This window comes from Candidatus Poriferisodalis sp. (assembly GCF_965208925.1).
Lineage (GTDB): Bacteria > Actinomycetota > Acidimicrobiia > Acidimicrobiales > Poriferisodalaceae > Poriferisodalis.
Genome location: NZ_OZ242364.1, coordinates 2,709,757 through 2,722,653 on the forward strand (window position 1 = coordinate 2,709,757; position 12,897 = coordinate 2,722,653).

The following is a 12,897-nucleotide window of genomic DNA, read 5'->3' on the forward strand; positions in this document are numbered from 1 at the left end:
GATCGGGACTCCGGCATCAGTGAGCTTGCAGATCTTCGACACGATGACACGGCGCAAGACCGCCTTCGTCCCGCGAACGCCGGGCGAGATCTCGATGTATGTCTGCGGACCGACGGTGTACGACGTGCCGCATCTCGGCCATGGCCGCACTGCGCTCACCTACGACGTCATCCGGCGTTACCTGGAGTGGTCTGGATACGAGGTGACGGTGGCGTCCAATGTCACCGACATCGACGACAAGATCGTGGAACGCGCCCAGCGCGAGCAGCGCTCCGAGGCCGACGTCGCCGCTGAGTTCACGGTCGCATATGACGAGCAGATGGATCGACTCGGCGTGCTTCGGCCCCATTCGCGGCCCCATGCCACCCACTTCATCTCGCAGATGATCGATGTGATCGCCGAGCTGCGCTCGCTCGGTGCCGCGTACGACGTGCCGGGCAAGGGCATGTACTTCGCTGTCGACACGGTTCGGGGGTACGGCGAGTTGGCGGGCCGGACCACCGAACAGCTCAACGCGGATGCCGGCGCGCGCATCGACGTCGATCCCGACAAGCGTTCGCCGCTGGACTTCGCGCTCTGGAAGGCCGCGCAGCCGGGGGAGCCGAGCTGGGAAACGCCGTGGGGGGAGGGCCGGCCCGGTTGGCACACCGAGTGCGTGGCGATGTCGCTCAGCGCGCTCGGACCCGGCTTCGACATCCATGGCGGGGGGGACGACTTGGTCTTTCCGCACCACCAGAACGAGTGGGCGCAGGTGACCGCCACCGGCGAGACGTTCGCCCGCTATTGGGTGCACAGCGCCATGGTGAACGTCGGCAGCCAGAAGATGGCCAAGTCGCTGGGCAACTACACCCAGCTCGCCGACGCGATCGACGCTGCCGGCGCCCGCGCTGTGCGTTTGCTGGTGCTGCAGACCCACTACCGGCGGACGATGGAGATGAGCACCGGCGCGCTGGAAGCGGCCCGCAGTGCCGTCGGCCGGCTCGATGCGTTTGCCCGCCGGGCCACTGCTGCGGGCATCCCGATCGGCACTCACGCTGCGATGCGGCGGCCCGACATCGAACGCGGCGCCGTTGCCGATGTGGATGTCGACGCCGTGGCGGCGTTCGCAGCGGCCATGGACGACGATTTCTCCACGCCCACAGCGCTGGACGTGATCTTCCGGCTCGTGCGCCGTGCGAACGCCTCGCTTGACGGTGCCGTACCTGCCGAGGCTTCCCGATCGGCTCGCACTGCGTTGCACCTGCTCAGCGTCGTGGGGCTCACCTGCGGTGATGACCGCAGCGAAGACCATCTCGACGGCCGGCTCTCCGATGCCGAGGTGGACGCATTGCTGGCGCAGCGGGCAGCGGCGCGTTCGTCTCGCGACTTCGACACCGCCGACCGCATTCGCGATGAGCTGGCAGCAGCCGGCATCGTCGTCTCCGACGGAGCCGCGGGCGCCATCTGGCACCGCGCCTGATCAGCCGGCGCCGGTTCGCTTCAGCCAGTCGTCGATGAGCCAGCCGGCGATCGACATCCCGCCGCGCGGGCACGGCGGCAGGCTGTCGGCGGTGTACCAACCGGCCTCGACGATCTCTTCGGGATCGATCTCGATTTCGCCGGCTCGCCATTCGCAGGTAAAGCCGCACATGAGCGAGTGCGGGAAGGGCCACGGCTGGCTTCCGAAATAGCGGACGTTGCCGACCGTCACCTGGACTTCCTCGTAGACCTCCCGGGCCACGGCGTCCTCGAGGCTCTCACCGGGTTCTACGAATCCGGCGAGCGCGCTGTAGAAGCGGCCGGGGAACTGCCTGCCCCATGCGAGCAGCACCTCAGGACCGCGTTCAACGAGAACGATCATGGCGGGGCTGAGCCTCGGAAACGCCATGTGACCGCAGTTGCTGCAAACCCTTGCGCGGTCGGACGCATTGGTGCTCGTCGGGTGCCCGCAGCGCCCGCAATAGCGGTGAGTGCGCTCGAACTCCACGATCTGTGCGGCGCGGCCGGCGATCTGCCAGTGTTCGTCGGGAATGCGGCCGTAGAGCTTGCGCAGCGGCACCGGCTCCAGATCGCCCTCGTCCAGCGGCGGCCCTTCGGCTGGATCCATGTCGACAGCCCACACGCCGACGCCATCGAGCACGCCGAGGAATGAAGCGGGGGGTGAACCGTCACCGACGGGCGCCGTGGGACTCGCGCACAGGCCGCTGCCCGGCTCGGTGAACACCGTTCCAGAACGGATGGGGATCCACACCCGCGACGATTCGTCGAGTTCGTCAGGCGGCTGGGTCAGAACCGTGAACACCGGTCAAGTTGAGCACACAGTGCACTGAAACGCTGTGCCCGCTGCGGCGGCGGCAGGATTCTCTGCTCCCGCGATCCGGCAGGTCGCAACGTCGCAGAGCTTCCTGCCGCCTCCGCAGCTATGACATCTGTACGTCGCGGCTGGAGTGCTACAGGCGGCGCTGTGTTTGATGCACCGGCGGCTACAGCCGCCGCTGTGTTTGATGGTCCGCCGCTACAGCCGCCGGATGACCGTCACGACTTTGCCGTAGATGGTGACTTCGTCGGCGGGGCGGACGATGGGACGATGGTCTTGGTTGGCAGGTTCGAGGACGACGTTGTCGCCCTCGCGCCGGTAGCGCTTGACGGTGCCTTCCCCGCCGTCGATGCCGGCGACGACGATGTCGCCTGGCTCCGCTTCGGGCTGGTGGCGCGCTACTACGTAGTCGCGATCCCAGATGCCGACATCGATCATCGAGTCGCCTCGCACTCGCAGCATGAAGAGCTCGCCGCTGCCGGTGAAGTCGGCCGGCAGCGGCAGCAGTTCCTCGACGTTCTGCTGAGCAAGCACGTCGGTGCCCGCCGCGACGTCTCCGACGAGCGCCACGTGACGGGCCGGCCGCCGCTCGCCCTTCACTCCTGTCTGCCAGTCGCAATTGATGATGAGCGCCCGGGGTCGCGACGGGTCGCGCCGGATCCATCCGTCGGCCTCGAGCGTCCGCAGGTGGCGGTGGACGGTCGCAGGCGAATTGAGATTGACCTCGTCGCCGATCTCGCGAACGGAAGGGGGATAGCCGCGCTCACGCTGCATTACGTCGATGAATTCGAGCATCGCGCGCTGACGCTCGTTGAGATGTGCGACCCGCTGGTCTGCGGCGCTGGTTCCTGGCATGGTGAACCTTTCTCAGTATCTGCATGTCCGGCATCGGTTGCCCGGTCTGCTCTGGTGATCTCGTCGACGGGAAGGAACTCTCGTTCCGGCCAGTACACTAACAACAAATGTTCCGAATTGCGCGCATTTGTTCGAAGCGTCAGTGCCTGGAGCGCACCCAGCGCACGAAGAGCACGTCGTCGTGGGCGATCACGTGCTCCAGCATGAACTCGCGGGGTTCAGCCGCCGGTGAACCGCCGCTGGGCGCAGAGGCGATGCGCGGGGCGTCGGTCCCCACGGCCAGCGGCGCGTTGGTCAAGTTCACCTCATCCACGAGATCGGCTGCCAGCAGGCTGGCGTTGAGCGCAGGCCCTCCCTCGCAGAGCACGACGCGCGCTCCCAGCGAACCCAGGTGCCTCAAGCACGCGAGCAGATCCACCGACCCGGTGCCGGTGCGCACGAGCTCTGCGCGATCTGCCAGCCGTGCTGCGGTGTCGCAGTCTGCATCGGCGGTGGTCACCACCAGGGGCAACGGCGCTGAAGGTCGATCCCGCGCCTGGTTGAACAGCGGCAGCTCCGGGTCGATGCTGAGCGATGCACTGACTACAGCAATGCGGGCGCCAGATCGCCGCGCCGGGCGGTACCGCTCGGCATTTGCCGTGCGCGCACCGACCAAGATCGTGTCGGCCTGCGAGCGCAGCGCCGCGAACATCGTCTTGTCGGGCTCGCCCGAGAGTCCCCCCGACACGCCGTCGATCGCAGCGGCGCCGTCGATGCTCGCAACCATGTTGAGCATCACCCAAGGACGATCGGCGTGCGGTGCGCGCCGCGCGCCGGCGGCTCGCGCAGCATCGATGGGCTCGGAGGGCAGCGGGTACAGCCGGTGCACGCGGCGAGTCTGCCACCCGGTGCCTCTAGCGGGTGCAGTCGTGGGCGGTTATCCACAGCAACCGGCGGTTATGCACAGGAAAGTCCCCATGAAGGTCCGTTCGTTGCCCACTTTCCTTCCACAGGGGAGTGCTCGTAGCGTGCGCCTGTTGCCGGCGGCCGCACGGCTCGGCAGGCACCGCGTAGCGCGCCGACTGCGGTTTGCGACACTGGAGCAGGAGGTCAGCGGTACGTGGCGATGACTGAGGCGCAGCAGGTGCGGGGCGATGGCTCCGGGCGCCGGTCTGCCGGCGCGCCGCTGCGGCTGCGCAGGCATTTCACCGCTGACGGCACCCATCCCTATGACTCCGTGCGGTGGGAGCGCTTCGATGCGTCCATCACGAACGCGGTCGACGGATCGATCGCGTTCTCCCAGCCCGACGTCGAATTCCCCGCCGACTGGAGCCCAACCGCAGTCAACATCGTTGCCCAGAAGTACTTCCGGGGCACCCTCGGCACGCCGGAGCGGGAGCAGTCGCTGCGCCAGGTCGTCGACCGCGTTGCGGGCACCATCACCGGCTGGGCAGCCAGCGACGGCTATTTCGCATCGCCGGACGAGGCGGCGACCTTCTCCGCAGAGCTGGCGTGGCTGCTGGTTCATCAACGGGTGGCCTTCAACAGCCCGGTGTGGTTCAACATCGGCGTGAAGGGCGTCCCCCAGCAGGCGTCGGCGTGCTTCATCCTCGCCGTCGACGACGAGATGGAATCGATCCTCGACTGGTACGTCACTGAAGGACGGATCTTCAAGGGCGGCTCGGGCGCCGGAGTGAACCTGTCGGCGCTGCGGGCGTCGTGCGAGCCGCTGTCGGGCGGCGGCACGGCGAGCGGCCCGGTCAGCTTCATGCGCGGTGCCGATGCATCAGCGGGGACGATCCGCAGCGGCGGCAAGACCCGGCGCGCCGCCAAGATGGTGCTGCTCGATGCCGACCATCCCGATGTCGAGGCCTTCGTGTGGTGCAAGGCAACCGAGGAGCGCAAGGCACGGGCACTGGCCGCCGCCGGTTTCGACATGGATCTCGACGGCGCCGATTCGTTCTCGGTGCAGTACCAGAACGCGAACAATTCGGTCCGGCTGTCCGACGAGTTTATGGAGGCGGTTGCCGCCGATGGCACTTGGGAGCTGCGGGCCCGCACGACAGGCGAGGTCACTTCGGTCATGCGTGCGCGCGACCTCCTCGGCCAGATCGCCCAGGCGGCGTGGGAATGCGCCGACCCGGGCGTGCAGTTCTCCACCACGATCAATCGCTGGCACACGGCACCGGCCCACGGCCCGATCAGCGCCAGCAACCCGTGCAGCGAGTACGTCCACCTCGACAACTCGGCCTGCAACTTGGCGAGCGTCAACCTGCTGCCATTTTTTGGGGACCACGCCGCCGGTCGCGACTTCGATATCGAGGGCTTCCGTCAGGCGGTGCGCATCACGTTCATCGCCCAGGACGTGCTGGTGAGCCACGCCGACTATCCGACGGAGCTGATCGGCGAGACCTCCCGGAACTTCCGCCAGCTCGGGCTGGGTTTCACCAACCTGGGTGCGTTGCTGATGGCAGCGGGCGTTCCCTACGACTCGCCGCCGGCGAGAGCGCTCGCGGCCTCGCTCGCTGCGCTCATGTGCGGCGAGGCGTACGCCACGTCAGCCGATCTGGCAGAGCGGCTCGGGGCCTTCGACGGCTTCGACGCGAATGCCGATGCGATGTGCGGCGTGCTGGGCCGCCACCGCGATTCGTTGGATGGCATCGAGCCGTGTGCCGACCCGCCGGACGCCGGCGCGGGTCTGGCGATGCTGATCGAGGACCTGCGTGCCGCCGCGCGTGCTCGCTGGGACCATGCCGTGGCGGGCTGCGAGTCTCATGGCGTTCGCAATTCCCAGGCCACGGTGATCGCCCCCACCGGAACGATCTCGTTCATGATGGACTGCGATACCACCGGGATCGAACCCGATCTGGGTTTGGTGAAGCACAAGAAGCTGGTCGGCGGCGGCGATCTGCGCATCGTGAACTCGACGGTGCCCGTGGCCCTGGGCAGGCTCGGATACTCGCTCTCGGAGATCGCCGACATCGAGGCGCACATCCTCGCTGCGGGCCACCTCGCCGGCGCGCCGTACTTGACCGAGGCTCACCGGGCGGTGTTCGCTTGCTCGATCGGCGATGATGCCATCTCGCCGCAGGGCCACATCGCGATGATGGCTGCCTGCCAGCCCTTCGTCTCGGGTGCGATCTCCAAGACCGTCAACCTGCCCGAGTCAGCATCCGCCGCCGACATCGAGAGCCTCATCGTCGATTCCTGGCGGCTCGGGCTCAAGGCGGTGGCGATCTATCGCGACAACTGCAAGGTGTCCCAGCCGCTGTCGGTCGGACCGGCGGCGTCCGTTGGCGCAACGGCTCTTGGCTCACAGGACATGGGTGTATCGGCCGACAGGGCTGCGGCATCCGTTTCCGCCGCGTTGGGGGGAGCCGCGGTGCCGCCGCGCAACCGGCTGCCGCGCAGCCGGCGGTCACGCACGTTCTCCTTCCGGGTGACCGACTGCCACGGTTACATGACCGTGGGCGAGTACGACGACGGCCGGCCTGGCGAGATCTTCCTCACCGTGGCGAAGCAGGGTTCCACGCTGGCCGGGATCATGGATGCATTCGCCATATCGGTCAGCCATGGCTTGCAGTACGGGGTGCCGCTGCGTTCCTACGTAGAGGCCTTCACCAACATGCGGTTCGAGCCGGCGGGGCTTACCGACGACCCCGAGCTGCGGATCGCCACCAGCATCGTCGACTACATCTTCCGCCGCTTGGCACTCGAGTACCTGTCGCTTGAAGAGCGGACCGAGCTAGGCGTGCTCAGCGTCGACGAGCGCACCGATCCACCGCTGCCCGGGCTCGAGAGCGCATCTGTCGAGAGCGCGATCGGCGCCGAGCCGGCACCAGACCCGCCGTCGCACCGCGCCGAGGCCCGCGGATATGCCGATGCGCCGCTGTGCATGACGTGCGGCGACCGGATGGTGCGCGCTGGCTCATGCTTCGCCTGCCGCTCCTGCGGCGCAACCAGCGGCTGCGGCTGAACGTCGAGCTGCCAAGCCAGCAGTCAGGCGCCTCGCTCGATCGGGCAGCATCCCGGAGCGCACCTGTCAGGGTGAGGACCGAGGTGTCCGACCGCGGGCCGGTCGGCTCGCAAGCCTGCCGTCTCCTCCACGAGGTCCACCAGCGCCTCCAGGAACAATGGATGCGTGCTGACCGCTCGGGCCCGCACCATGGCGATACCGGCGCGGGCGGCGGTGGCGCGTGCCGTGGTGTCGAGATCGACGAGCACTTCCATGTGGTCGGAGACGAATCCGAGCGGGACGACGAGGGCGGTACGGCAGCCCGCCGAGCCGAGCTGTGCGAGACGGTCGTTGACATCGGGTTCCAGCCACGGCACCTGCGGCGGTCCGCTGCGCGACTGGTACACCACCTCGATCTCGCCCCTCAGGCCTGCCATGGCGGCGACGGTCTCAGCGGCGTCGCGAAGCTGCGCCTCGTAGTCGCACGACGCGGCCATCCGGATCGGCAGGCTGTGCGCTGTGAACAGTGTGTGCACATCGCTGCGCAGTCGAGCGCCTTCGACTGCCTCACGGATGCGTTCGGCCAGGGCGCCGGCGAACCCGGGGTGATTGCCGTAGACGCGCACGCGGGACATGAGCGGTGCTTGGGGCACCTCGTCGGCAGCCCGTGCGAGGTCTTCGTGGTACTGGCGGCAGCCCGAATACGAGCTGAATGCGGAGGTCACGATCACCGCGGCGTGGCGGCGGCCTTCGCCGGCCATCACCTCGACGGTGTCGCGCAAGTAGGGGTGCCAGTTGCGATTGCCCCAGTAGCACGCCAACGGCGTGCCCCGGCGAGCCAGTTCGCCCGACAGTGCCGCCAGCAAAGCGCGGTTCTGCTCGTTGATCGGGCTCACGCCGCCGTGCCGCAGATACTGCTGGGAGACTCGAGCAAGCCGCTCTGCTGGGACGTCGCGTCCCCGGGTGACGTTCTGCAAGAACGGCATCACCTCGTCGGGGCCTTCCGGCCCCCCGAACGACAGCAGGAGCACGGAGTCGATCGACGCGGGCCCGGCTGCTGATTGGGCCGGTGCCGCCCGGAAAGACTGCACCGTGACCGGCCTGCGGCGCCCGTGTCCAGCGGCGGGCGCTGCATTGCCCAGAGCGCCTGCGGCAGTGACATCGCCCGCACGAGCCGCCGACGCCGTCTGGAACTGTTCGCGCTGTGCCGGCGTCGTGGCACGGGCGGCAGCCTCACCGGCGCCGACGGTGGCGAGGGGAACGACGCGGGCGCGCCCGGAAGCGACCAGCAACGGCACCGATGTGAGCGCAATGATCATCGCCGCCACGATCGTCACGCGGTAACCAGCGCCGTCAATCAGCAGCCCCGCCAACGGTGGCCCGACAAGCCCGCCGATGCCTGCAGCGGTGTACAGCGCACCCAAAACGCCGCCGAGTCCGGCGAGCCCGAAGAGCTCTGCGGCAACCGCAGGAGACAGGGCGATGAAGCCGCCGTAGCTGCAGCCCATCACCAACGTGTAGATCACGAGCACCGTGTAGTTGTCGCCGGCAAAGAGCCAGATCAGGTAGCTCAGCCCCATGATCGTGAAGGAGAGCTGGTACAGCCGCATGAGCGGCAGCACGGTGCCGAGTGCACCGAGTGCCAGCCGTCCGAGCAGCGAGGCCAGGCCGATGATGCTGATGAGCCACTGACCGCCTGGCTTGCCGAGGTCGTCGAGGTAGTCCTTGATGTAGATGATCGGGACGAACAGGCTGGCGCTCAGCAGCATCATCGAGAAATAGAGCAGCGTGTACCGCCGGTTGTGCATGAGCCTGCGCAGCGACGGCATCTCGCTCGGGGGCGCGACATAGGGCGGTCGCCGAGCGGCGATCGCAGCCAGCATGAGCAATCCCGTCGACACGACAGCCAGCACCCGGTAGGTGTCGCGCCAGCCGTAGAGCTCGATGAGCCATTGCGCAGCCCAGGCACCGGCGAAATGACCCAGTCCGATTCCAGCCACGGCCACGCCCAGTGCCGCTGTGCGGTGACGTTCGAACCAGCCGCCGACCACCGAGACCATCGGGACGTATGCGCACGCCACGCTGATCCCCACGCCGAGCACGTAGGTCGTCATCGCCAACCACAGGCTCTGGGCCAGGCTGGTCGCCCAGAGGCCGACTCCGAGGGCGACGGCGCCAGCGAAGAGCACACGTCGGGGTCCGTAGCGGTCGCCGAGGCGACCGGTGAACACACCGAGCACGAAATAGAGGAACGTCGGAATCGCGAAGAGCAGCGAAGCTAGGCCGGTGCCGATGCTGAACTCGTCGCGGACGGAGGCGAGCACTACCCCGAAGCTGTATGCCACGGCGAAGACAGCGAAGGTGGCGAGCGAGGCCGACAGCGCGACCGCCCATCCAGCAGCCGAGTCGAGTCGACCGCCTTCGACGGTCGTGGAAGACGTGTTGGCCATGCTGGGTGTGGGCTGCCCTTCGACACACGCGTGCACCGCTGCTGCGGTTCCGGCGCGAACGGGCACATTACTGCCGTACCGTTGCACCGGCAGGAGCCGACTACGTTTCGGAGGGGACCAGCGAGATGACCGCCCAGAGCCTCTGCGACGGCGCCAGAAGCAGTCCGGTCGCCAGCGGTTCTGCCGCGGGCAGTCCCGACGTCATCGAGCGCCCCGAGACCCGCACGACCGAGGGCGATCACGACCGTTTCTCTCACTACGTCAACAAAACGGCGTTGACTCGCTCGGCCGTCAGCGGCGAAGCGGTCGTGGCGCTGTGCGGCAAGAAGTGGGTGCCGACGCGAGACGGCGAGCGCTACCCGGTGTGCCCGGCCTGCAAGGAGATCTATGCCGGCCTGCGTTCGTGACGCAAGAAACTGGACAATGGCAGATCGCGGGACGCGACTAGCCTTGCGACCATCGTGACCGAACCAACCGTCGGCAAGTCTGGTTGCCGTCTGCGCGCCATCGACTCATGAGCGCTGCGCTGACGACTTACTGCGCCGGAGCCCAGTGACCGACACACAGGTCCGGATACACGTGCCGGGCAATCACCTCATGGTCGGGGTGCTGGGACATCGCGACGAGCACTTGCGGCTGGTGGCAGACCACTTCGCAGATGCCGACATTCACGTGCGCGGCAACGAGATCACCGTGGCGGGGCCCAGCGCAGCGCTCGTCGGGCAGGTCTTCGAGGAGATGGTGCACGTGCTCGAGGCCGGCCAGCGCATCGAGCCCGAGATGCTCGACCGCGTCATCGACATGGTCGAGGCCGACGAGAGCCCGAGCGATGTGCTGTCCGCGCCGATCGTGCGAGCGCCCAACGGCCGGGTGGTGCGGGCGAAGAGCGCCGGACAGAAGCGCTACGTGGAGATGATCCGCTCCAACATCGTGACCTTCGCCGTCGGGCCGGCCGGCACCGGCAAGACGTGGTTGGCGGTGGCGCTTGCCGTCGATGCGCTGATGTCAAAGGCGGTGCGACGCATCGTGCTCACCCGTCCGGCTGTGGAGGCGGGTGAACGGCTCGGCTTCCTGCCAGGGGATCTGATGGCCAAGATCGATCCATATCTGGCTCCGCTCTATGACTCGCTCTACGACATGCTGGACGTGGAGACGGCCGCCAAGCTGCTCGAGCGCAAGACGATCGACGTGGCGCCGCTTGCGTTCATGCGCGGCCGCACGCTCAACGACAGCTTCATCATCCTGGACGAGGCACAGAACACCACACCCGAGCAGATGAAGATGTTCCTGACCCGCATCGGCTTCGGTTCCAAGGTGGTCGTGACCGGCGACCGCACGCAGATCGACGTGCCCGGCGGCAAGAGCGGGCTGATCGATGTGGAACAGGCGCTCGACGGCATTGGGGGGCTTGCGTTCGCCCGCCTCGGCAGGCGGGACATCACCCGGCATCGCATCGTCGGCGACATCGTGGCGGCATATGACCGGCGTGACGCGAAACGCAACGGCAGCGAGTGAACGAGTGGCTGGTGGCTGCACCGGCGACGACGGCGTGCTGATTGCAGATCGCCAGAGCGACGTGCAGATCGATTCCCGCCGTTACCGCGTGCTGGTGCGGCAGGTGCTGGAGGCCGAGGGTGTGCCGCCGGGCACCGAGACCGCCGTGACGTTCGTGGGCCGCGACGAGATGGCGGAGCTGAATGAAGCTCACATGGGCCACACCGGGCCGACCGACGTGCTCGCCTTCCCGCTGGACCTCGTGCCGGGTCCGCAGACGCCGGCCAGCGATACGGGGATCGGTGCCGATCCCGCCGGCGCAGCCTTGGCCGGCGACATCGTCGTGTGCCCAGCCGTCGCTGCGGTGAACGCAACCGCAGGCAAGGGGTCTCGGCCAGGACACGACGGCAGCGTCAGCGCGGAAATCGATTTGCTCGTTGTGCACGGCGTGCTGCACTTGCTCGGCATGGATCACGCAGAGCCCACCGAAGCCGCAGCGATGCGCGCCCGCGAGACTGAGCACTTGCGCCGATTGTGGAGCCATTCATGAACTGGGTGCTGGGCGCTGTCGCGGCGGCGATCCTGCTCGCGGCGGCCATGTTCCTGCGACTGGTCGAGGCGACGTTCGTGCGTCTGGGCCGGGCCCGCGCTTCAGGCTTGGATGAATCCAACGGAAACAGCGAGCGCCACAACGGCGACCGCGACAACGGGCACCCGAGTCCCACGCCGAAGGCCTCGCTGGAACAGCTCGTGGCGGATCGCGAGGTGGTGCTGGGACCCGTCTCGCTGCTGCGCGTGCTGGCACAGGTGGCGCTGGTAGGCGGTGTCACCTGGGTTGCCGCGAGCCGGACGGGCCCAGCGGGCATCGTGGCCGCCATTGCCGTGACGGCCGTCGTGCTGTTCGGCGTGACCGAGGCGATGCCCCGGCGCTGGGGGGTCGAGGCCAACGACCGCATGGCGCGGGTGCTCGCGCCAGTTGCCCGGGTGCTGAGTCGCACCGGGCCGCTCGCTTGGGTGGCGCGGCTGCTGGCGTTCCCGGCGAGGGCGGTGGGGCCTGCTGTTACACAGGGCGACAGCGGCGAGGTCACCGAGGATGAGCTGGTGGCACTGGCATCGGCTGCCGCGCAGGCCAGCCTGATCGAGGACAGCGAGGCAGAGTTGATCGGTCAGATCATGGAGCTCGGCGACACCATCGTGCGTGAAGTGATGGTGCCTCGCCCCGACATGGTCACAGTGAGTCTCGATGACAGCGTCGCCGATGCGCTGGAGAAGGTCATCGCGTCGGGCTTCACGCGCCTGCCGGTGACAGCCGCCAGCGTCGACGACCTCCGGGGCATCGTGCTGGCCAAGGATCTCGTTGCGGCCTACCTGCACGGCACCCCTTCGGATGGATCGGCCACCTGCGCGCAGGTGCTGCGGCCGGCCACCTTTGTGCCCGAGACGAAGCGAGTCAGCGACCTGATGCGCGAGATGCAGGAGTCCAAGTCGCACTTGGCCGTCGCCGTGGACGAGTACGGCGGCGTGGCAGGGCTGGTCACGCTCGAGGACATCATCGAAGAGCTCGTCGGGGAGATTGCCGACGAGTACGACGCCGACGAGGCACTCGTGCAGGAAGTGGGCGACGGTGCGTTCATGTTCTCCGGGCGCTTGCCGGCGTCGCGGCTGGCCGAGGTGCTGGAGCTTCGGCTGCCTGAGGGCGACTGGGACACGGTCGGCGGGCTCGTGCTCGACCGCATGGGTCACGTGCCCGAGACGGGAGAGACCACCGATCTCGACGGATGGTGCCTGTCTGCCCTCGAAGTGGAGGGTCGGCGCATCAACCTCGTCGGCGCCCGTCGAGGTGCCGATCCGGTGGGTTCGGGGTAGGC

10 protein-coding genes are annotated in these 12,897 nt (G+C 67.9%); 6 read left to right on the plus strand and 4 right to left on the minus strand.

Features of this window, described 5'->3' with window-relative positions; all coding sequences use genetic code 11:
* Window positions 1–19 precede the first annotated feature (19 nt).
* Window positions 20–1,459, plus strand: coding sequence for a cysteine--tRNA ligase (gene cysS, locus ACOGI5_RS11905; protein WP_419864634.1), 1,440 nt, complete (start codon window positions 20–22; stop codon window positions 1,457–1,459).
* Here cysS and nudC read toward each other — a convergent pair whose 3' ends face one another.
* From nudC to ACOGI5_RS11920, 3 genes are all read right to left on the minus strand, one after another.
* Window positions 1,460–2,281 (minus strand): NAD(+) diphosphatase, encoded by an 822-nt coding sequence (nudC, locus tag ACOGI5_RS11910; protein ID WP_419864635.1) that lies wholly within the window; start codon window positions 2,279–2,281, stop codon window positions 1,460–1,462.
* A 213-nt stretch (window positions 2,282–2,494) separates the two neighbouring features.
* The gene (gene lexA / locus ACOGI5_RS11915; protein ID WP_419864636.1) at window positions 2,495–3,151 is read right to left on the minus strand and encodes a transcriptional repressor LexA; all 657 of its coding nucleotides are present in this window, start codon (window positions 3,149–3,151) and stop codon (window positions 2,495–2,497) included.
* Between the two features lie 139 nt (window positions 3,152–3,290).
* Window positions 3,291–4,019, minus strand: a complete 729-nt coding sequence (locus ACOGI5_RS11920; RefSeq protein WP_419864637.1) for a dihydrofolate reductase family protein — start codon at window positions 4,017–4,019, stop codon at window positions 3,291–3,293.
* Between the two features lie 237 nt (window positions 4,020–4,256).
* On the opposite strand from ACOGI5_RS11920, the gene ACOGI5_RS11925 reads away from it, so the two are divergent.
* Window positions 4,257–7,106, plus strand: coding sequence for a vitamin B12-dependent ribonucleotide reductase (locus ACOGI5_RS11925; RefSeq protein ID WP_419865479.1), 2,850 nt, complete (start codon window positions 4,257–4,259; stop codon window positions 7,104–7,106).
* 23 nt (window positions 7,107–7,129) lie between these two features.
* Here the strand turns inward: ACOGI5_RS11925 and hemH are convergent, their stop codons facing one another.
* Window positions 7,130–9,535, minus strand: coding sequence for a ferrochelatase (gene hemH / locus ACOGI5_RS11930; RefSeq protein WP_419864638.1), 2,406 nt, complete (start codon window positions 9,533–9,535; stop codon window positions 7,130–7,132).
* 125 nt (window positions 9,536–9,660) lie between these two features.
* Here hemH and ACOGI5_RS11935 point away from each other — a divergent pair, with 125 nt between their 5' ends.
* From ACOGI5_RS11935 to ACOGI5_RS11950, 4 genes are all read left to right on the plus strand, one after another.
* Window positions 9,661–9,942, plus strand: coding sequence for a DUF3039 domain-containing protein (locus tag ACOGI5_RS11935; RefSeq protein WP_419864639.1), 282 nt, complete (start codon window positions 9,661–9,663; stop codon window positions 9,940–9,942).
* Window positions 9,943–10,087: 145 nt separating this feature from the next.
* On the plus strand, window positions 10,088–11,050 hold the full coding sequence (locus tag ACOGI5_RS11940) for a PhoH family protein (protein ID WP_419864640.1): 963 nt from the start codon (window positions 10,088–10,090) through the stop codon (window positions 11,048–11,050).
* 4 nt (window positions 11,051–11,054) lie between these two features.
* Entirely contained in the window at window positions 11,055–11,579 is a 525-nt protein-coding gene (ybeY, locus tag ACOGI5_RS11945; protein WP_419864641.1) for an rRNA maturation RNase YbeY, read from the plus strand.
* Window positions 11,576–12,895 carry a transporter associated domain-containing protein gene (locus tag ACOGI5_RS11950; RefSeq protein WP_419864642.1) on the plus strand — a complete coding sequence of 440 codons (1,320 nt, stop codon included), beginning with the start codon at window positions 11,576–11,578 and terminating at the stop codon, window positions 12,893–12,895. Before ybeY ends, ACOGI5_RS11950 begins: the two co-directional genes overlap by 4 nt.
* Window positions 12,896–12,897: the final 2 nt, after the last annotated feature.

What these genes read in the sequence shown, in the direction of transcription:
- hemH (WP_419864638.1), bottom strand. Translation starts at nt 9,535, where the DNA reads ATGGCCAACACGTCTTCCACGACCGTCGAAGGCGGTCGACTCGACTCG.
- ACOGI5_RS11950 (WP_419864642.1), top strand. Translation starts at nt 11,576, where the DNA reads ATGAACTGGGTGCTGGGCGCTGTCGCGGCGGCGATCCTGCTCGCGGCG.
- ACOGI5_RS11935 (WP_419864639.1), top strand. Translation starts at nt 9,661, where the DNA reads ATGACCGCCCAGAGCCTCTGCGACGGCGCCAGAAGCAGTCCGGTCGCC.
- ACOGI5_RS11925 (WP_419865479.1), top strand. Translation starts at nt 4,257, where the DNA reads ATGACTGAGGCGCAGCAGGTGCGGGGCGATGGCTCCGGGCGCCGGTCT.
- lexA (WP_419864636.1), bottom strand. Translation starts at nt 3,151, where the DNA reads ATGCCAGGAACCAGCGCCGCAGACCAGCGGGTCGCACATCTCAACGAG.